At 60.4% G+C, this 19,657-nt stretch carries 14 protein-coding genes and 1 pseudogene; 5 read left to right on the top strand and 10 right to left on the bottom strand.

The genetic code is table 11. From position 1 onward, the window contains the following. Positions 1 to 40 precede the first annotated feature (40 nt). Together CCGE525_RS08075 and CCGE525_RS08070 are read right to left on the bottom strand one after the other, a co-directional pair. A complete protein-coding gene (locus CCGE525_RS08075) occupies positions 41 to 3,502 on the bottom strand; it encodes an ATP-binding protein (RefSeq protein WP_120703835.1) in 3,462 nt (1,153 codons plus the stop codon). 4 nt (positions 3,503 to 3,506) lie between these two features. After that, a complete protein-coding gene (locus CCGE525_RS08070; RefSeq protein ID WP_120703834.1) occupies positions 3,507 to 4,742 on the bottom strand; it encodes a metallophosphoesterase family protein in 1,236 nt (411 codons plus the stop codon). A gap of 218 nt (positions 4,743 to 4,960) precedes the next feature. Between CCGE525_RS08070 and CCGE525_RS08065 the strand changes: the two genes are divergently transcribed. Both CCGE525_RS08065 and CCGE525_RS08060 read left to right on the top strand, forming a co-directional pair. Then, positions 4,961 to 5,947, top strand: coding sequence for an aldo/keto reductase (locus CCGE525_RS08065; protein ID WP_120703833.1), 987 nt, complete (start codon positions 4,961 to 4,963; stop codon positions 5,945 to 5,947). Between the two features lie 130 nt (positions 5,948 to 6,077). Further along, complete coding sequence (locus CCGE525_RS08060) at positions 6,078 to 6,815, top strand: SDR family oxidoreductase (RefSeq protein WP_120703832.1); 738 nt, start codon at positions 6,078 to 6,080, stop codon at positions 6,813 to 6,815. A gap of 86 nt (positions 6,816 to 6,901) precedes the next feature. Here CCGE525_RS08060 and CCGE525_RS08055 read toward each other — a convergent pair whose 3' ends face one another. From CCGE525_RS08055 to CCGE525_RS08045, 3 genes and pseudogenes are all read right to left on the bottom strand, one after another. Next, positions 6,902 to 7,636 carry an SDR family oxidoreductase gene (locus tag CCGE525_RS08055; protein ID WP_120703831.1) on the bottom strand — a complete coding sequence of 245 codons (735 nt, stop codon included), beginning with the start codon at positions 7,634 to 7,636 and terminating at the stop codon, positions 6,902 to 6,904. A gap of 43 nt (positions 7,637 to 7,679) precedes the next feature. Further along, positions 7,680 to 8,522: an oxidoreductase gene (locus tag CCGE525_RS08050; RefSeq protein ID WP_120703830.1), complete on the bottom strand. Its 843-nt coding sequence runs from the start codon at positions 8,520 to 8,522 to the stop codon at positions 7,680 to 7,682. A gap of 35 nt (positions 8,523 to 8,557) precedes the next feature. Next, a pseudogene (locus tag CCGE525_RS08045) lies at positions 8,558 to 8,803 on the bottom strand (Atu4866 domain-containing protein); the annotation flags it as partial. Positions 8,804 to 8,901: 98 nt separating this feature from the next. Between CCGE525_RS08045 and CCGE525_RS08040 the strand changes: the two are divergent. Beyond that, the gene (locus tag CCGE525_RS08040; RefSeq protein ID WP_120703828.1) at positions 8,902 to 9,792 is read left to right on the top strand and encodes a LysR family transcriptional regulator; all 891 of its coding nucleotides are present in this window, start codon (positions 8,902 to 8,904) and stop codon (positions 9,790 to 9,792) included. A gap of 365 nt (positions 9,793 to 10,157) precedes the next feature. Here the strand turns inward: CCGE525_RS08040 and hupB are convergent, their stop codons facing one another. From hupB to clpP, 4 genes are all read right to left on the bottom strand, one after another. Continuing rightward, a complete protein-coding gene (gene hupB / locus CCGE525_RS08035) occupies positions 10,158 to 10,433 on the bottom strand; it encodes a DNA-binding protein HupB (protein ID WP_120703827.1) in 276 nt (91 codons plus the stop codon). Positions 10,434 to 10,640: 207 nt separating this feature from the next. Next, positions 10,641 to 13,061, bottom strand: coding sequence for an endopeptidase La (gene lon, locus CCGE525_RS08030; RefSeq protein WP_120703826.1), 2,421 nt, complete (start codon positions 13,059 to 13,061; stop codon positions 10,641 to 10,643). 419 nt (positions 13,062 to 13,480) lie between these two features. Continuing rightward, entirely contained in the window at positions 13,481 to 14,758 is a 1,278-nt protein-coding gene (gene clpX, locus CCGE525_RS08025; RefSeq protein ID WP_028753990.1) for an ATP-dependent Clp protease ATP-binding subunit ClpX, read from the bottom strand. Positions 14,759 to 15,063: 305 nt separating this feature from the next. Next, positions 15,064 to 15,696 (bottom strand): ATP-dependent Clp endopeptidase proteolytic subunit ClpP, encoded by a 633-nt coding sequence (gene clpP, locus CCGE525_RS08020; protein ID WP_120703825.1) that lies wholly within the window; start codon positions 15,694 to 15,696, stop codon positions 15,064 to 15,066. Between the two features lie 412 nt (positions 15,697 to 16,108). On the opposite strand from clpP, the gene CCGE525_RS08015 reads away from it, so the two are divergent. Together CCGE525_RS08015 and CCGE525_RS08010 are read left to right on the top strand one after the other, a co-directional pair. After that, complete coding sequence (locus tag CCGE525_RS08015) at positions 16,109 to 17,362, top strand: GGDEF domain-containing protein (protein ID WP_120703824.1); 1,254 nt, start codon at positions 16,109 to 16,111, stop codon at positions 17,360 to 17,362. Positions 17,363 to 17,403: 41 nt separating this feature from the next. Continuing rightward, entirely contained in the window at positions 17,404 to 18,648 is a 1,245-nt protein-coding gene (locus CCGE525_RS08010; RefSeq protein ID WP_120703823.1) for a cytochrome P450, read from the top strand. 147 nt (positions 18,649 to 18,795) lie between these two features. Here the strand turns inward: CCGE525_RS08010 and pstB are convergent, their stop codons facing one another. After that, positions 18,796 to 19,554 carry a phosphate ABC transporter ATP-binding protein PstB gene (gene pstB, locus CCGE525_RS08005; RefSeq protein WP_162950243.1) on the bottom strand — a complete coding sequence of 253 codons (759 nt, stop codon included), beginning with the start codon at positions 19,552 to 19,554 and terminating at the stop codon, positions 18,796 to 18,798. Between the last annotated feature and the right edge of the window lie 103 nt (positions 19,555 to 19,657).

The following is a 19,657-nucleotide window of genomic DNA, read 5'->3' as shown; positions in this document are numbered from 1 at the left end:
TGACGTCATCCAAGCGACAACATAGACGCTTGCCGGCCCGTTACAGGCGGACGAGGTCCAAATCCTGGCCGATCTCCCGTTTGGCAATCTCCACCAGGCTCATTTCATGGGTGAAGAGAATGGTCTGGAAACGCTCCGCCGTGCCGGCGAGCGCCTTCAGGCCGGCGCTGACGCGGTCGTCATCAAAGGTCTGGAAGATGTCGTCGACGATCAATGGCGCGGGCTCGTTGCAGGATGAATAATCCTCGAGAAAGGCGAGCCGCAAGGCGAGATAAAGCTGATCGCCGGTGCCCTCGCTCAAGCCCTCCAGCGGCACGCGCTCGCCGCCCGAGCGCTCCGCCAGCAATTGCAAAATGTCCTTCTCGTCATGTTCCTCGACCAGTCGCGCGAAGCGGTGGCCGGTCAGCAGCGAGAATAGATCCCCTGCCCGCGTGATGACGGGATCGGCTTGCTGCTCGCGATAGGCCTCCATCGAGCTTGCCAGCATCCGTGCCGCGAGTTTCAGCACCACCCATTGCCGCGCCAGATCCTTGGCTTCCTGCTCGGCGGAGAGCTTTTCGAAGACGGCGTATTCGGCACTGACGCCGGTCTCCAATGCGCGCCGCTGGCGCTGGTTTTCCGACAGACGCGCCGTGAGTTCGCCATGGGCTGTGAATTGCCGGAGATCTTCGGCGGTCAACCGCTCGATCTCCAGCTCGGCGGCGACGCGCTCGAAGCCGGCGAGCTGGGCGCGAGTTTCGTCCTCGCCGTCGCCATTGGCCTGCTGGCGGAAACGGCCTCGGCTTTCCATCAGCCGTGTGTTCCGCCGGGCACGCTCGCGCAGGCGCAAGAGCAATGCCGGCAGATCGGTATCCTCCGGCAGATCGGCCGTCAGACGTGCAAGATCGGCCATGACAGTTGCGACCGCCTCGCCACAGCGGATAGCCTGCGCCTCCGCCTGCTGGCGTTCTTCGTCGAGCCGGTCGCGTTTCTTCTGTTCACCACGCACCGCATTGACGCGAGCGTGCAACGCCTCGGCCGCGGCGTCCGGCGGCAAGTGGTCGAGTTCGTAGCCGGCGGTTGCGGCGAGTGTGGCGAGCCGCCGCTCAAAATCGGCCATATCGCGGCGCATGCCGCTGACGCGACGCTGGCGGTTGTCATGCTCCGCCAGAACATCCGGCAGCTCGACCCATGCCTTCAAGGCGGCAGCAGCCATATCCAATGTTGTATCTTCGGGAAGGCCGAAGAGCGGGACAGCCCTGTCGAAGGCTTCGCGCCAAACGGCCTGACGCCGCCCGATATCCTGCTGCTGCTCCCCGAGGCGCGTCAACCGATCGCGTGCTGAGACGATCTCACCTTCGCGCGTGCGGCTCTCGCTCCAACGCTCCGAAAGCAAACGGAGGTGCTTTCGGAGCCCTTCTGCCATCGCACCCGCCGGCAGCCGGCCGCTTTTATAGCCGGTGGCGTCGGCGATATCCTTCAGGGCCGGCGAGACACGCGCCTCAGCAAGGGCAGCTTCATCCCGCTCGTCCAGCAGATCGCGCAGAGCGCGGCGCTCCCGGAATAGCCCGTCGATCGCCCGCCGCCATTCCAGCATGGCCGCCGGATCGAGGGCGGTGATACCGCAGGGCTCGAACAGCGCCGCAAAGGTCGCAAGCGCCTTTACCGATGTTTCTTCGCACTGTTGCAGTCGCTTCGCGGCAGCCTCACGCTCCTGCCGCAGCCGCGCCTGCCGCAGCAGATTGTCCGCATGACGCGAAACCCGCTCTGCATCGCTCAGTGCCACATCGGCAAGGCGATCCGCTTCCACCAGGCTTGTCGTGAAGGTGGCGATCGTCTTGCCATCGGAAGGCAGGCCACCATCCGCCAAGACGTGGCGGATCGATTGCCATAGGACATCACGAGCGTCGCGTGCGGTGGCAATCTGTTCATGCGTGACGATCGGACCCTTGCGCTCGGCATCTTCCAGCGCCTGCTCGATCTCCGCCAACTGCTCGTCATGAACGCGCGCCTTGTCGGACGCCTCGCGCAGACTGCCGCGGATGGTGTCAATCGTTTCGCGATGCGCGGCAATCTCGGCGCTATCCGGCAGCGGCGCGGTAAAGAGCGCTTCGATATCGGCGACCGGCGGGCGCAAGCGAGCGGCCGCCTCCTGAAGGTCCGTTTTGACGCGGCGGATCTGTGTCTCCCACCCATCCAGGCGGGCAAGGGCGGAGAGATCGTGGGCCAATGCTTCCAGCTGGTCGATATAGGGCCGAGGGTCGATCAGGCGGCCTGAGAGACTGTCTTTCTCCAGCGCCGTCAATTGTCTGTGCTCGCTATCTACTTGCTCCGTGAGCCCCTGGCCCTGGAGAAGCAAACGTCTGCCCTCCTCTACCAGTTCGAAAAGGCGGGCGCGGTCGGCATCGCTCGGCTGCCGCTTATCCAACTGCTCGACATCAGCGCAGCCAAGACGGCGGGCGAGTTGCGCAAGTGCCGCGTCAAAACCAGCCAACTCCTGATCGACGCGCGGCAGATCCTGTCGTTGGCTGCGGTAGTTGCCGGTCTCAGCAAAGAGCTGCGTGATATCGTCCGATAGCCGCAGCAGCGCTTCGTCTATGTGAATCGACGACAGCTCCTCGCTGGTGCGCGTGGCTAGCTGCTGGGCACGGCGCAGTTCGTCCTCGGCGGAACGCTTGTCGCTCAGGCCCTGCTCCAGCCCGTCCGCAAAACTGTCCGGCATCGCAGAGAGATCGGCGAGGCTGACAAGAGCCGCCATCTCGCCGTCGATATCGGCCAAGAGCGGCTGCAACGTCTTCAACCTCTGCAGCCGGTCGAGCGCTTGCCGCGTCTGCCGGCGCTGGTCCTGTAGGCGTTCCAGTTCGGCTTCGAGCTCCGCGGCTTCCGACAGCAGCTTCTTCCAGTCACCGGATTTGAGCTCATAGTCGCGTTCGGCCTTGCGCGCCTCGTCATGGCGATCGAGTGCCTGGTAGAAACGGCGATCCTTCGACCGCCGCTGCGCGTAGATGCCGTCCGCTTCGCCCTCAAGAGACTGCCGTAAGCGAGAGAGGCCTGTAAGACCGGAGGCAGCGGAGAACAGCAGGCTGCCGATCTCTCCGCCGCTGTGCAGCATGGCCGTCGCTCCCTGCCGCAATCGGAGAGAATCGAGCCCGAAAGCGCGCTCGAAAACGTCGCGGCTCAAATTGCCGAGGAACGGCGCCAAGGCATCTTCGGCAAGCGGCGTCTCCTTGTCGTCAGGAGCGAGCAAAGTGTTCTTGCGCCCGCGGCGGCGGCGGAAAGCAAGTGTCGCACCATCGCGCGAGCTGACGGCGGCGCCGACACGCAGGCTCGTCAGCTCATGCCGGAAGTCCTGTTCGGCTGCAGCGGGAAAGCCGAAAAGCAAATCGGAAATAGCACTGAGCGCCGAGGACTTGCCGGCCTCGTTCGGCCCGTAAATGACATGCAGCTTCGCGCCGGCGCGAAAATCGAGCGTGCGGTCGGTCAGCGCGCCGTAGCGGAGAATAGAGAGCCGATCGAAGCGCATAAAGTCAGCCTGCCCCCTGCCCGCGCGCCAGCAGCAATTGCCGCGCCTCTTCGATCAGCATCTCGACTGTATCGTCCAACGGCAATTCCGACGCACCTAGACCGGACGGCAAGCGTATTGCGATCTCACCGACGAGCCTGTTCGCTTCCGCCACAATGTCCGCATCGCCGACATGCTCGGCCAGCAATTGGCCGAGATCGAGTGTGCCGTTGGCCTCGACGATGCGCGCGACAGGCGGCTCCAGCCGCAGCTCCAGCTTCTCCAGCCAGATATCCTCATGCACGCGATGGCACGCCGCCTCGACTTCGTCCCGCCATTGCTGGCGATAGGCCGCTATGGCGCCCTGCAGCGGCGTAATACCCGATAGCCGGACGCGCAGCGCCATCATGCGCCCCGCCATATCATCGGCAAGCGGCTGCGCTGCCTGTTCGACACGACGCAGGATCGCTGCCTGGTCATCCTCAGGATCGACAGCGATATCGATCTGCCCAAACCGCGCCTCGTCGACGATCAGGCGTTCATGGCTGATGCGGCCCTCCTCGACGGTTACCAGAACAGCGCCCTTGGCACCGCGCTCGCGAATGTTCCGGCCCTGCAGATTGCCTGGGAAGATCACCAGCGGGTCGTTCGCCACCACCTCGTAGTCGTGGACATGGCCCAGCGCCCAATAGTCGTAGCCGCGCGACCGCAAGTCGTCGACCGAGCACGGCGCATAGGGCGCATGTGGCTCGCGGCCGGTGAGCGAGGTATGGAGAATGCCGATATTGAACCAGCCGGACACGGCTGCGGGATAGCCAATCGCCAGATTGTCGTTGGCCGAGCGCTCGGCAAAGCCCTGTCCATGCAGCGCGACTTGCAGCGCCTCCAGCTTGATGGAGGCGGGCTTGTTCGTGGGGAATTCGTGGACATTGGCGGGCAGAGTTATCGTCTTGGTAATGACGCTGGCGGCGTCGTGATTGCCTCGCAGCAGATAGACCGGGATGCCGGCGCGCTCCAGCCGTGCCATTTCCCGATTGAAGAACAGGCCGATCTTGTTGTCCTTCCAATCGCCGTCATAGACATCGCCAGCAATCAGCAGGAAATCGACCGCTTTCTCGATCGCCAGCCCAACCAGTGTCGAAAAAGCCTTGCGGCTGGCTTCCACGAAGACGGAAGCCACGGCAGCATCCTTCAGTGCCAGCCCCTGGAAAGGACTGCCGAGATGCAGGTCGGCGGCATGGATGAAGCTGAAAGAGGGCATAAGCTCCGGTCATCGTCAGATATCTCGCACCCTCTTTTAGGGAAATACAGGTTCGATGAACACCGTGTGACATCAGTCATCCAACGCTTTCGTCCATTGCCGGCGCCTGTCATACTCCTATGTCACGCAATTGCGATCCCGCAGCTTCGTCCTAGGCTTGTCTGCACTCTGGGTGGCTGGTAGTGCCTTGGCATTTCATCACGAACGGAGACAATCTCATGAAACACCATGCTTTCGGCCGCACGCCCTTTGTCGTTACGGATGTCGGTTTCGGCGCCTGGCAAATCGGCGGCGCCTGGGGCGATGTCAGCGAGGTCGACGGCCGCGCTGCATTGAATGCCGCGCTCGACGCCGGCATGACCTTCATCGACACGGCTGATGTTTATGGCGACGGCCGCTCGGAAAAGATCATCGCCGACGTGCTGAAGGCGCGCGGCGGCACGCGCCCGATGGTGGCGACCAAGGCTGGCCGCCGGCTCAACCCGCATGTCGCCGACGGTTACAACAAGGCCAATCTCGAGAGCTTCATCGACCGCAGCCTGAAAAACCTCGGCGTCGACAGCCTGGATCTGGTGCAACTGCATTGTCCGCCGACAGATGTGCTCTACCGCCCCGAAGTCTTTGCCGGCCTCGACGAGTTGCAGAAGGCCGGAAAGATCAAGGGATACGGCGTTAGTGTCTCCACGGTCGAGGAGGGATTGAAGGCGATCGAATATCCGGGCGTGCTCAGCATCCAGATCATCTACAACATCTTCCGTCAGCGTCCCGATCATCTGTTCTTCAAAGAAGCCATGCGCAGGAACGTCGCGGTCATCGCCCGCGTGCCGTTAGCTTCCGGCCTGCTTTCCGGCAAGATCACCCGCGATACCCGGTTCGCCAGCGACGATCATCGCAACTTCAATCGCCACGGCGAAGCCTTCGATGTCGGCGAGACCTTTGCCGGCGTGCCGTTCGAGGTCGGCCTGCAGGCCGTCGAAGAAGTCCGCAAGCTGGTTCCCGCCGGCGCGAGCATGGCGGCCTTTGCGCTGCGCTGGATCCTGATGAGCGAAGCGGTCACGGTCGTCATCCCCGGCGCCCGCAACGCCGAGCAGGCAAAGGCCAATGCGGCAGCAGCCGACCTCGCGCCACTTTCGGCCGATGTCATGTCTGCAACGCGCGAGATCTACGAGCGCCTGGTCGCGCCGCATGTTCATCACCGCTGGTAACGGCAAGAATTTCCACGCAGCAGGTGGCCGGGTGCGAACCCGGCCATGAATCTTTCGGCGGTCGGCCGGAATTCGAAAACGACGCATAGTCGCGTCTGCATCGAACCGCAGAGTTCAAGGAGGAGATTCAATGAAAGTGGCTCTCGTAACCGGCGCGTCGCGCGGACTTGGCGCAGTGATTGCGCGGGAACTTGGGGAGGCGGGTTGGGCCGTAGCGGTCAACTATGCACATGATACCCGCGGGGCGGATTCCGTGGTCGACTCGATCCGGCAGCGGGGCGGCCAAGCCTATGCGGCGAAATTCAGCGTCATCGACAAGGCTCAGCTCACCGACGGCCTTGGTGCCATAACGGACGCGTTAGGGCCCGTCGACCTGATCGTAAACAATGCAACGGGGCCGCAGCCGGAAATGCCGCTGATGGAGCAATCCTGGCAGACCCATCTCGATCAGCTTGAGTTCTTCGTCAAAGCGCCGCTCGAGCTGCTGCAAGCCGTGTTGCCGGATTGGCGCGTGCGCAAGTCAGGGCGAATTATTAATATCGGCTCGGAAGTCGCGGAACTCGGTAATCCTTACTTCGGAAACTATGCCTCGGCAAAAGGCGCCATGCTTTCCATGACCCGCTCCTGGGCCCGGGAACTCGCGCCGGAGGGAATTACGGTCAATCTCGTTGCCCCCGGCTGGATTCCGGTCGAGCGCCATGCTGAGGCTTCACAGCAGGCGAAAGACGGCTATCTCGCACAGACGCCGCTGGCCCATTTCGGCAAGCCTGAAGATATCGCCGACGCAGTCGTGTTCCTTGCATCGAGCAAGGCGGACTTCATCACCGGGCAGAAGCTTGCGGTCAATGGCGGCCGGACGCTGCTCTGAGGGAGCGATGTGAGCGCCATTGGCCGCCGCCAATAGAGGCGGCGTCCAATGCAACTGTGCGCCGAGGGCGGCCATTCCGTCTGTTCTCAGTTTGCGCTCGCGGTCGGCCGGATGATGATCTCGCTGACATCAACTTCGTAGGGCTGAGAAAGTGCGTACAGGATCGAGCCTGCCACCGACTCCGGACTGATGGCGATGGCGCGCCAGACGCGCATCGCATCTCGTGCGGTATCGTCGCTGATCGTATCCGCAAGTTCGGAAGTCGTTACACCGGGCGAGATGATCGTCACGCGAATGCTGTCTTCCTCTTGCCGCAAGCCTTCAGAAATAGCCCGGACGGCAAACTTGGTGGCACAGTAAACGGCAGCCGTCGGCGAAACGCGATGGCCACCCGTGGAGGCGACGTTGATGACATGGCCGAAGCCTTGTTGCTTCATGATCGGCAATGCCGCGGCAATCCCGTAGAGAACACCCTTGATATTAACGTCAATCATGCGATCCCACTCATCGACGTTCAATGCGGCCAAGGGGGAGAGCGGCATGACACCCGCATTGTTGACGATGGCATCGAGCCTGCCGAATTCGGCAGCGGCATAGCCAGCGAATGCTGCTACGTCTGCTTGATCCGTGACGTCGAGATGCCTCGGCCGGACTGATCCGCCTGCGCGGCCAATGTCGGCGGCCAGTCTTTCCAGGCGATCCGTTCGCCGTGCGCCTGCCACGACATGCGCGCCAGCCTTGGCTAGAACACGCGCCGCTGCTTCGCCAATTCCGCTGCTGGCTCCGGTAATGGCAATGACTTTCCCTTCGATGTCGGACATCGTGGTCTCCGTGATTTCTGGATAGATTGGGGTGATGCCGGCCTTAGGCCGGAAAATCGGCGCTTAATGTCAATTCGGCCCATTGATCGAAATTGGTCCGCAGGTCTTCAAGGCGCTTGCGCGCGACCGTCAGAGCCCCAGCCCCCAGCAGCAACCGCAAGGGCGGTGTGCCTGCCTCGTAAGCCTTGACGATTGCCGCTGCCGCGCGGACCGGATCACCCGGCTGGTTGCCGGAAACGGATCGCGTCGCCTGGCGCCGCTTGCCGGCGGTTTCGGCATAATCGTCGATAACAATGCCGGACTCGATCATCGAACGGCCCGCCCAATCGGTGCGGAAAGCACCTGGCTCGACGATCGTGACCCTGATGCCCAGCGGGCCGACCTCATGAAAGAGGGATTCCGACAAGCCTTCGACCGCGAACTTCGTCGCGTGATAATAGCCGGTGGCAGCGAAAGCCACGAGACCCCCGAGCGACGAGATGCTGAAGATATGGCCGGAGCGGCGAGCGCGCATGCCGGGCAGGACTTGCTTAGTAACATCGATCAATCCGAAGACATTGGTTTCAAACTGGGCGCGGATTTCCGGATCGGCCCCTTCCTCGATCGCAGCAAGATAGCCGTAGCCGGCATTGTTGACGAGGACGTCGATCATTCCGAATTGTGCTTCGGCAGCGGCCACGGCTTGCGTGACCGAAGTCTTGGACGTCACGTCCAGCGGCAAGGCAAGGATGCGGTCTCCGAATCTCGCCGTGAGATTGTCCAGGGCTTCCGGTCTGCGTGCCGTGACGACGGCTTTCCAACCACGTTCGAGAACTGCTTCGGCCAAAGCAAGGCCAAGGCCCGAGGACGCGCCGGTAATAAACCAGACGGGGGATGTGTTCGCCATGCTTGTTCCTTTCAATGGAGAGTTTGCCGCCCGCCTCAGCCGCGTTGCCGCCGCAGGATCATGCCGGCATGGTGCAGAGTATCGAGATCGACGAAATCGCCGTCCGCCGTGAAGCCGGTATCGTCTTGGTATTCGATGTGAGTGCCTTCGACCCGATAGCGGCCCCGGTAAGCGCTCCTGAGGTTGCCCCGACCCTCGTCGTAGCGCCCATGGTTCAAAAGCTCATGGCGGACTTGGCCATCGTCGGTAACCCACAGGCCGACATAAGGGTGATCGTTCATTGTGTTATCCGTTTCGTCTGTGACCCGAGAAACATAGGCCGGCGATTAACGGCTATCGAGTTGCCAATCCGAGATAGGCTGGTTAAAATCTCTAACCAATGAGCGATGATTTCGAAGGAATTTCCGTTTTTCTGGCGATTGCCGGAGCCCGCAACTTCCGTGTGGCCGGAGAGAGGCTTGGCGTGACCCGCTCCGCGGTCAGCCAGGCCTTGCAACGGCTTGAGGATCGTGTCGGCGTGGCACTTGTGCAGCGCACGACGCGCAGCGTTCGGCTGACGGAGGCCGGAGAGCGATTTCATGACATGGTCGCTGGCTCGGCGAAGCAGGTCAGCGAAGCCATTCAGGCCGTGCGCGAGGTGCAGACTCGGCCGCGCGGGCTCCTGAAGATTGCCGCGTCATCCATTGCCGAGCGTTTCATATCCGGCCCGTTTTTGGCCGGTTTCATGGAAGCCTATCCCGATCTTCATCTCGATATCACCATCACCGACGAGGAGTTCGATATCGTCGAGCGTGGCTTCGACATGGGCGTCAGGCTCGGCGAGGTGCTGGAGCAGGACATGCTGGCGGTTCCGGTCTCCCAATCGCAAAAGCATTGCGCGGTCGCCTCTCCGAAGTATCTTGCCGCACATAAACCCCCTCGGCATCCGCGCGAACTGATCGACCATATCTGCATCGGGTGGCGCCCCAGACCCGATGCCGCTCCCTATCGCTGGGAATTTACCGAAGATGGTCGGGATTTTGCCGTCGCAGTCGATCCGGCGCTGACGACGAACGACATGGGCATGATGGTACGATCCGCCCTCTCTGGAGCCGGGATCACTTTCGGCATGGTGGAAACTTTCGAGCCCTATCTGGCGAGCGGCCAACTGGTACCGTTGCTGGAAGACTTCTGTCCGCCATTTGACGGCTTCTATCTCTATTATCCCAAACGGCACCGACAGCCTCTGAAGCTGAGAGCGTTCGTGGACTACATTCGAACCCATCGATAAACGAGAATCGATGACGTCGTGTTGTTATCCTCCAGCGAGAAGATGGCTTATACCTACGCAGAGCAGTATCACTTTGTGTCGCAGTGTGACGGCGAGGTCATAGCCGAAGGTTGGCGGATGCTTCCCGCTGACGGCGTCCATGCAAACTCACAAATTGCCGAGATTGTGGGGCGAGCCGCTTTTACGCAGTGGCATAGAGTAGCTTATTGAGGCTAGCAGCAGGTCTCTCTTTTGTCCGCTTCGGGCCGAAACTACTCATAGGCGGCATTTGCAACATGCGCCCACAAAAAGGGGGTCCGAAATGCTTCGAACCCCCTATATCCTCCACCATAGGGCAAAAGCCCCGATAGGCGGGTGAAAACGGATCAGCCGTTGACGGCGTCCTTCAGGCCCTTGCCGGGCGTGAACTTCGGCACGTTACGAGCAGCGATATCAACCTCAGCGCCGGTGGACGGATTACGACCCTTCGTGGCCGCGCGGTGAGAAACAGTGAAGCTGCCGAAGCCAGCGAGGCGAATGTCGCCGCCCTTCTTCAGTTCAGCCTGGACGGTATCGAAAACAGCGTCAACAGCGGAAGCAGCGTCAGCCTTCGTAATACCGGCCTTCTCGGCCACTGCGGACACGAGCTCATTCTTATTCATGTTTCCACCCCTTTCTACTGGTATGAAACGACTCATCTTGTAAGCGGGGCGCAGAATACGAATGCTCTAGCCCGCCGCAACCCCCAAAAGCCCTGCAAATCAAGGAAATGCAAGCGCCGCCAAAAGCTTTTCACAAAAAAAGACCGGCAAAAATGCCGGTCTTTTCTGGTTTTATGTCAATTCGTCACAAATGAGGCGAAACCACGCTTAGTGAGCGATGGTTGCTCCAACATCGTCGACGCCTTCAACCGTTGCGATCACGGGCGTTTCGACGGTGCCATCCCACTCGATCGGCTCGGGCCTGCGGACCAGCGCATGCTTGATCACCTCGCCCATACGGGATACCGGGATGATCTCCATGTTGTTCTTCACGTTGTCCGGAATCTCCGCCAGATCCTTGGCGTTCTCCTCCGGAATCAGCACCTTCTTGATGCCGCCGCGAAGCGCTGCAAGCAGCTTTTCCTTCAGGCCACCGATCGGCAGCACGCGGCCACGCAGCGTGATTTCACCGGTCATGGCGACATCCTTGGAAACCGGGATGCCGGTCATGATCGAGACGATGGCGGTCGCCATGGCGACACCGGCCGAGGGACCATCCTTCGGCGTCGCACCTTCCGGTACGTGCACGTGGATGTCGCTCTTGTCGAAGAGCGGCGGCTGGACGCCGAAATCGACGGCGCGCGAGCGGACATACGAGGCCGCCGCGGAAATCGATTCCTTCATGACTTCCTTCAGGTTGCCAGTGACCGTCATGCGGCCCTTGCCCGGCATCATCACGCCTTCGATCGTCAGCAGCTCGCCACCGACTTCCGTCCAGGCCAGACCCGTTACGACACCAACCTGATCATCGCGTTCGGCTTCGCCATGGCGGAAGCGCGGAACGCCGAGATACTCGTCGATATTCGCAGCGGTGACCGCAACGGACTTCGCCTTGCCCTTGATGATCTCGGTGACCGCCTTGCGGGCGAGCTTCATCAATTCACGCTCGAAGTTACGCACACCGGCCTCGCGGGTGTACTGCTGGCTGATCGCCATCAGGGCATCATCGCTGACCGAAAATTCATTCGGCTGCAGCGCATGTTCCTTGATGGCCTTCGGCAGCAGGTGCCGCTTGGCGATTTCGCGCTTCTCGTCTTCGGTGTAGCCGGCGATACGGATGATCTCCATGCGGTCCATCAGCGGCGCAGGGATGTTCAGCGTATTCGCCGTCGTGATGAACATCACGTCCGACAGATCGTATTCGACTTCCAGGTAGTGATCCATGAAGGTCGAGTTCTGCGCCGGGTCCAGCACTTCCAGCAGGGCCGAAGACGGATCGCCGCGGAAATCCATGCCCATCTTGTCGACTTCGTCGAGCAGGAAGAGCGGATTGGACTTCTTGGCCTTCTTCATCGACTGGATGATCTTGCCGGGCATCGAGCCGATATAGGTGCGGCGGTGACCGCGGATTTCTGCTTCGTCACGAACGCCGCCAAGCGCCATGCGAACATACTCACGGCCGGTCGCCTTGGCGATCGACTGGGCGAGCGAGGTCTTGCCGACGCCCGGAGGGCCGACGAGGCACAGGATCGGACCCTTGATCTTGGTCGCACGAGCCTGAACGGCCAGATACTCGACGATACGCTCCTTGACCTTGTCCAGACCGAAATGATCCGCTTCGAGGATCTTCTCGGCATTGTTCAGATCGGTCTTGATCTTCGACTTCTTGTGCCAGGGGATGCCCAGCAGCCAGTCGAGATAGTTGCGCACGACGGTGGCTTCCGCCGACATCGGGCTCATCTGGCGCAGCTTCTTCAGCTCCGCATCGGCCTTTTCCTTGGCTTCCTTGGACAGCTTCGTCTTGGAGATGCGCTCTTCCAGCTCGGCCATCTCGTCGCGGCCTTCTTCGCCGTCGCCAAGCTCCTTCTGGATCGCCTTCATCTGCTCATTCAGATAGTATTCGCGCTGGGTCTTCTCCATCTGGCGCTTGACGCGCGAGCGGATACGCTTTTCGACCTGCAGAACCGAAATCTCGCCTTCCATGAAGCCGAGGGCCTTTTCGAGGCGACCCTTGACGCTGGTGGTTTCCAGCATCTCCTGCTTCTCGGTGATCTTGATCGACAGATGCGAAGCGACCGTATCGGCGAGCTTTGAATAGTCATCGATCTGGCTGGCCGCACCGACCACTTCCGGAGAAATCTTCTTGTTGAGCTTTACATAGCTTTCAAATTCCGAAACGACCGAGCGGCTCAGCGCCTCCAGCTCGACCGGATCTTCGTTCGGCTCATGCAGGACATGGCCGAGGGCTTCATAAAAATCCTCGCGGCTCGTGTAAGCGTCGATCTCTGCGCGTGCCCGGCCTTCGACCAGCACCTTGACGGTGCCGTCTGGGAGCTTCAGGAGCTGCAGCACGTTGGCTACGGTGCCGACCCTGTGGATTGCATCCGGAGCGGGATCGTCATCACTGGCATTGATCTGGGTGACGAGCATGATCTGCTTGTCCGACCCCATGACCTCTTCCAGCGCGCGGATGGACTTCTCCCGTCCGACGAACAGCGGCACGATCATGTGGGGGAAAACCACGATGTCGCGCAATGGCAATACCGGATAGGCAATGCTCTCATTTGCCGCAGACGTTTTCTTAGTCATGTCATTTCCTTTCCGTCGTCCCGTTCCCGGGCTCTCTGCCGGCTGGGGGAATTAGCCGGCTCTCTCACTTGGTTTAGAAGTGGAGCTTCACATTATTTATTTCAAGTCGTGCAGGGCGCGCCGCCAGACGACGAAACGCGCATTTCACGAAGAGGAACGCAACAACAAACACCGGAGCCCGGCTACTCGAACACTGCCGACGACGCGGTACCCTGAGGACCAAAGCCGGACACAAAATCCATATTCGCCGAGAATTCCCGGAATCGCGCCATCATGGCTGCGGCGGGCGTTCTTCACAACCGGTTAAGTCGGCGTTCCAATAAGCTTATCCCCGGACTTTATCAGGAAACTGTACGTTTTTTCAAATAGAAAGGGGCCCGTCAACGACGAGCCCCGAATTTAGGCCGCAAATCGCGCGATCAGGCGGTAGCGTTGGCCTTTTCTTCCTGCCGATCGGCATAGATGTAGAGCGGGCGGGCAGAGCCGCGCACGACCTCTTCGGAAATGACCACTTCGCGAACACCTTCCAGCGCCGGCAGATCGAACATGGTGTCGAGCAGGATCTTTTCCATGATCGACCGCAAGCCGCGAGCACCGGTCTTGCGCACGATCGCCTTGCGGGCGATTTCGCGCAGCGCATCCTCGTGGAAGGTCAACTCGACGTCTTCCATCTCGAACAGGCGCTGATACTGCTTCACGAGCGCGTTCTTGGGTTCCGAAAGGATCTGGATCAGCGCATCCTCGTCCAGGTCTTCCAGCGTCGCCAGGACTGGCAGACGGCCGATGAATTCCGGGATCAGGCCGAACTTGACCAGATCTTCCGGTTCCAGTTCGCGCAGCACTTCGCCGACGCGGCGATCATCAGGCGCCTTGACGGCAGCACTGAAGCCGATCGAGGTCTTTTCGCCGCGGGCGGAGATGATCTTGTCGAGACCGGCAAAAGCGCCGCCGCAGATGAACAGGATGTTCGTCGTGTCCACCTGCAGGAATTCCTGCTGCGGATGCTTGCGGCCACCCTGGGGGGGAACCGAAGCGACAGTGCCTTCCATGATCTTCAGCAGCGCCTGCTGCACGCCTTCGCCCGAAACGTCGCGGGTGATCGACGGATTGTCTGACTTGCGCGAGATCTTGTCGACTTCATCGATGTAGACGATGCCACGCTGGGCGCGTTCGACGTTGTAGTCGGCAGCCTGCAGCAGCTTCAGGATGATGTTTTCGACATCTTCACCGACATAGCCGGCTTCGGTCAGCGTCGTAGCGTCAGCCATGGTGAAGGGAACGTCGATGATGCGGGCCAGCGTCTGCGCGAGATAGGTCTTGCCGCAGCCGGTCGGACCGACGAGCATGATATTCGACTTCGCCAGTTCGACATCGCCGTTCTTGGAGGCATGCGCCAGGCGCTTGTAGTGGTTATGAACGGCCACCGACAGGATCTTCTTTGCCTGTCTCTGACCGATGACATATTCGTCGAGAACCTTGATGATGTCCTGCGGTGTCGGCACGCCGTCACGGGACTTGACCATCGAGGACTTGTTCTCCTCGCGGATGATGTCCATGCACAACTCGACGCATTCATCGCAGATGAAGACTGTCGGCCCGGCAATAAGCTTCCGGACTTCATGCTGGCTCTTGCCGCAGAATGAACAATACAGGGTATTCTTGGAGTCGCCGCCGTTGCTGCCGCTGACTTTGCTCATATCACTTTCCTTCCAGCATGCCGCTAATCTCTAAATTGAAATCGCGGTCCACTCAATGCGCCCGCCGGACCTGCCCCTCGTTTCATCAGCAGATCGCGGCGCCCTTCGGGGTACTGAACGTAGCCCAGACACCCATGCCGGGGCTGCGGTGGCAACGAATCCCCCTTCGAATGCCGAATGCTATGTCATAAAAACACTACATAGCATTAACGCCTACTATTACCGTGTTCTACATCACATTAAACCCCTATTCGATCACAAATGGGATAGAACTGTGGCGTAGAGGACACCGCCCGTGGATAAACTCAGGCGGCGGTTTCACCTTCCATTTCAGTACGAGACGTCAGCACTTTGTCGATCAGGCCCCAGTCCTTGGCCTCGTCGGAGGACATGAAATGGTCACGATCAAGCGTCTGCTCGACCTCTTCGTAGGTACGGCCGCAATGTTTGACATAAACTTCGTTCAGGCGGCGCTTCATCTTGATGATGTCGCGAGCATGACGCTCGATATCCGAAGCCTGACCCTGGAAACCGCCGGAAGGCTGGTGAACCATGATGCGCGAATTCGGCGTGGCAAAGCGCATGTCCTTGTCGCCGGCTGCGAGCAGCAGCGAACCCATCGACGCGGCCTGGCCGATGCAAAGCGTCGACACGGCAGGCTTGATGAACTGCATGGTGTCGTAGATTGCCATACCAGCGGTGACAACGCCGCCGGGCGAATTGATATAGAGCGCGATTTCTTTCTTCGGGTTTTCCGCCTCGAGAAAGAGAAGCTGGGCGCAGACCAGCGTCGCCATCTGATCTTCGACCGGGCCGGTCAGGAAGATGATGCGTTCCTTCAGCAGGCGAGAGTAGATGTCGTAAGACCGTTCCCCGCGGTTGGTCTGCTCAACAACCATCGGCACCAGAGCCATAGCTGTATCGACTGGATTTCTCATGTGCGTCCTTTACCAAGCTTGCCCCCGACGGCGAAAACGTCGGGAATCGAATAAAAATCCTTTCACCCTACATAGAGTGTCACTGCCCTGTACTTCAAGACGCGCGAAAGGATAACGTCAAAAAGGCCTATGGCTCAGTAGATGTTGAGGAAGCGTTTCTAACCGCTGGTTTCCCCATGCCAATAGACTTGATGGCGCGACGTGCGCGGTCCACCGCTTTTCCCAACTGCAGGGTGAAGGAAGAATGAAGCGGAGATGATGTTGGCACAGCATCAATCCGATGCGCAGGCAAAATTTACCACGCAATTTAAGGAACTCACCATCTTATTCGGCGATAATGCGTCCATTGCAAGCGTTACCGCGTCCATTGCGCCGACGATATCTGCGCCGCGGTAAGGGAGAAACGCATATCGTGCTCAATATCACGACGGGACTGACCATCTGGTGTTCGGAAGCGATTACGCTCGCTACCGTGCTTTTCTTTGCCTGGCGGCATGATCGCGAGACAACCGCCTATCTGACGTGGGCGATGGGCTTCACCGTGAGTGCCGTTGGATTTGCGCTTGTGGCGGCGCGCGGTTTCATTCCGGATATCCTGTCGATCGAGATCGGCAATGGTGTCGCCCTTTTCGGCGAAAGCGCCTGGATCGCCGGCTTCTGCTCGTTGGACAAACGTAGGCCCGATTGGTCGGCGCTGCTGCCGCCGGCCATCTGGTTTGCCGGCGTCGAGCTGCCATGGATCCACGAGAGCCTCGTCAATCGCGTCGTCCTTTACGGTCTCGCCGGCGCCGTCGGCGCCACGCTGCTTGCCTCTGCAGTTCGCCCGGCGGAAGGACGGCGCGAAGCGGTGCGCGGTCAGCTCGCTTTCGTTTTCATGGCACTTGCCTGCGTTAACTTCGCTTCAGCCATGTCGATGACGCTTCTGCGGCCCAGTCTCGAGGACGCGATAGTCTATCGCGGTTACACCGCCCTCGGCGCCGCGCTGGTGGTCACCATGGCCATCGCGCTGAGCGGCCGCCTGTTGATGGAGCGGTCCGAGCGACGCTGGCGAGCCCTCTCGATCACCGATACGCTGACAGGCGTCCTGAACCGGCGCGGCTTGCAGGACTATTTCGAGCTTGTCGCCGGAAAGGCCACCAAGGAGTCGCAGAAGATCGCCACCCTGTTGTTCGACCTCGATCACTTCAAGGCGATCAACGATCGCTATGGCCATCAGACGGGTGACATCGTGCTTGCCGAATTCGCCCGCATCGGACGGCAGTTCGTTCCCCGCAGCGGCGCGTTCGGCCGCATGGGTGGCGAGGAATTCACCGCCTTCATCCTCGTCAACGACCAAGCGGAGGCCGAGGCGATCGCCGAGACAATCCGCGCGGATTTCTGCCGGGTGCCGCTGCTTGCAGGCCGCTCGTTGGTGCCGGCGACCGTCAGCATCGGCCTGGCGATCATGCCCCGCGACACCGCCAATTGGGACCGGCTCGTTTCAGCCGCCGATCGGGCGCTCTATGCCGCCAAACGCGCTGGCCGCAACTGCACGATCGTCTTTAGCGAGGCGGAAGCGGCAATGGCGACGGACATGCCGCCCGATCCAAATGACGGCGAGCTCGTGCCGACGCTCGACGACCAGATCCATGCGCTGCGCCGCCTCGGCACACTGTCGCGGATGTAACGGTCTTTTCCCATCCGATTTAATGGGATAATCCTTTCGTCATGACCCTACCCTCTGTCTTCTCCGTCGATCCCTTGGCGCGCCGCCTGTCCCTCAATGGCCGCGATCCCGCCTTCTACAGCAATCCGAACGCAGTCTACGCCGCCTTGCATGCCGAATGTCCCACCTTCTATTGGGAGGAGCAGAAGCGGTGGTATTTCATCGGCTATGACAATGTGAACGGGCTGCTCCGCGACCGTCGCTTCGGCCGGCAGATCCTGCATATCGCCAGCCGCGAAGAGCTGGGCCAGCCCGCGCCGTTGCCGCATCTGAAAAACTTCGATCTTGCCGAACAACATTCGCTGCTGGAACTGGAGCCGCCGGAACACACGCGGCTTAGAACCCTCGTCAACCGCGCCTTCGTTTCCCGGCATGTTGAGAAAATGAAGCCGGAGCTAGCCGAGCTGGCCAACCGGCTGATCGATAGTTTCGAGAAAGACGGCGAGGTCGAACTGCTGTCGGCCTTTGCCGATATCATTCCTGTCACCATGATCGCGCGGATGATTGGCATTCCGGAAGAGATGGGACCGCAATTGCTGAAGTGGTCGCATGCCTATGTGCGCATGTATATGTTCGGCCGCACACGTGAAGACGAACTTGCCGCCGATCAAGCGTCCAAGGAATTTGCCGACTATGTGAAAACCGTCATTCGCGAGCGCCGCGCCGATCCACGCGACGACCTCCTCACGCACATGATCACGACGGAGCACAAGGGCCAATATCTTACCGAGGACGAGCTGGTCTCGACGACGATCGTGCTGCTCAATGCCGGGCATGAGGCGACGGTACACCAGATCGGCAATTCCGTCCGCGTCATCCTGGAGAGCGGCTATGCACGGGCCGAACTTTTCAAGGACGAGATGACCACCGAGCGGACGGTGGAGGAGTCGCTGCGCATCTGCGCACCGGTGCACATCTTCGAGCGCTGGTGCCTGGAGCCAGCTGAGATTGACGGCATTTCCTTCCAACGCGGCGAGAAGGTGGCGTTGATTCTTGCCGCCGCTAATCTGGACCCCGCGAAATTCTCCGATCCCCTCACCTTCAAGCCCGATCGCAACGAAGCGCCGAACCTCTCTTTCGGCGCCGGCATCCATTTCTGCATCGGCGCGCCGCTGGCGCGGCTGGAACTGAATGTCGTGCTGCCGATTCTCTTCGAACGCCTGCCTGGCCTGAGGCTTAAGAAGACGCCCGCGGTCAAGGATGTCTATCAATTCCATGGCCTCGACAAGCTCGAACTGAACTGGTGAGTTAAGGCCTCTCGCCGAAACCAGATACCGAGGGCTCCTGGTTCGCCCGCTGGCCGGGATCACCGTTTCGTCTAAAACGCAAAAAAGGCGCGCCAGGCCGGCGCGCCATCGCAAAATCGCTTGCAGTAGGCGGCATCGCCCGCCATATCAGCCGTAGCGGCCGGTGATGTAGTCTTCCGTGCGCTTCACCTTCGGCGCCTGGAAAATCTGCTCGGTCGGGCCGTATTCGATCAGCTCGCCAAGATACATGAAGGCGGTGTTGTCAGAGATGCGGCTTGCCTGCTGCATGTTGTGCGTCACGATGACGACCGTGAACTCGCCCTTCAGCTGCGACACCAATTCCTCGACCTTGGCGGTCGAGATCGGATCGAGAGCCGAGGTCGGCTCGTCGAGAAGCAGCACGGACGGCTTGACCGCGATGGCGCGGGCGATGCAGAGACGCTGCTGCTGACCGCCGGAAAGGCCAAGTCCGCTCTGGTGCAACTTTTCCTTCACTTCGCTCCACAACGCCGTTTCCGTCAGCGCCGCTTCGACGCGGGCGTCCATTTCCGCCTTGGAAATCTTCTCATAGAGCCGGATGCCGAAAGCGACGTTTTCATAGATCGACATCGGGAACGGCGTGGGCTTCTGGAACACCATGCCGACCTTGGCGCGCAAATCGTTCAGATCAACATCCTTGGAGAGAATATTGCGGCCGTCCAGGAGGATCTCGCCCCCAACCGTCTGGCCCGGATAGAGATCATACATCCGGTTGAAGGTGCGCAGCAGCGTGGACTTGCCGCAACCCGAAGGGCCGATAAAGGCGGTGACCGCATTTTTGCGGATGTTCATATTCACACCCTTCAGAACACGATGGCAGTTCTGATAGGTGAAATCGAGGTTCTTCACCTCAAGTTTCGCGATCATGCCGAGATCCGACTGGGAGACGGCGTCCTTCCCCGGCTGTGTTTTGACACTCTGGAAATTGCTATCGCTCATGTTCATGGTTTCATTCCTATCGTTCGGCCGC

It is taken from the genome of Rhizobium jaguaris, assembly GCF_003627755.1.
GTDB lineage: Bacteria > Pseudomonadota > Alphaproteobacteria > Rhizobiales > Rhizobiaceae > Rhizobium > Rhizobium jaguaris.
The sequence above is the reverse complement of the archived record's forward strand: the minus strand, read 5'-3'. Positions and strand labels throughout refer to the sequence as shown.

Coding starts and splice junctions, on each gene's coding strand:
- hupB (WP_120703827.1), bottom strand. CDS start 10,433: ATGAATAAGAATGAGCTCGTGTCCGCAGTGGCCGAGAAGGCCGGTATT.
- pstB (WP_162950243.1), bottom strand. CDS start 19,554: ATGATCGCGAAACTTGAGGTGAAGAACCTCGATTTCACCTATCAGAAC.
- clpX (WP_028753990.1), bottom strand. CDS start 14,758: ATGAGCAAAGTCAGCGGCAGCAACGGCGGCGACTCCAAGAATACCCTG.
- CCGE525_RS08060 (WP_120703832.1), top strand. CDS start 6,078: ATGAAAGTGGCTCTCGTAACCGGCGCGTCGCGCGGACTTGGCGCAGTG.
- clpP (WP_120703825.1), bottom strand. CDS start 15,696: ATGAGAAATCCAGTCGATACAGCTATGGCTCTGGTGCCGATGGTTGTT.
- CCGE525_RS08055 (WP_120703831.1), bottom strand. CDS start 7,636: ATGTCCGACATCGAAGGGAAAGTCATTGCCATTACCGGAGCCAGCAGC.
- CCGE525_RS08040 (WP_120703828.1), top strand. CDS start 8,902: ATGAGCGATGATTTCGAAGGAATTTCCGTTTTTCTGGCGATTGCCGGA.
- CCGE525_RS08065 (WP_120703833.1), top strand. CDS start 4,961: ATGAAACACCATGCTTTCGGCCGCACGCCCTTTGTCGTTACGGATGTC.
- CCGE525_RS08075 (WP_120703835.1), bottom strand. CDS start 3,502: ATGCGCTTCGATCGGCTCTCTATTCTCCGCTACGGCGCGCTGACCGAC.
- CCGE525_RS08010 (WP_120703823.1), top strand. CDS start 17,404: ATGACCCTACCCTCTGTCTTCTCCGTCGATCCCTTGGCGCGCCGCCTG.
- lon (WP_120703826.1), bottom strand. CDS start 13,061: ATGACTAAGAAAACGTCTGCGGCAAATGAGAGCATTGCCTATCCGGTA.
- CCGE525_RS08070 (WP_120703834.1), bottom strand. CDS start 4,742: ATGCCCTCTTTCAGCTTCATCCATGCCGCCGACCTGCATCTCGGCAGT.
- CCGE525_RS08050 (WP_120703830.1), bottom strand. CDS start 8,522: ATGGCGAACACATCCCCCGTCTGGTTTATTACCGGCGCGTCCTCGGGC.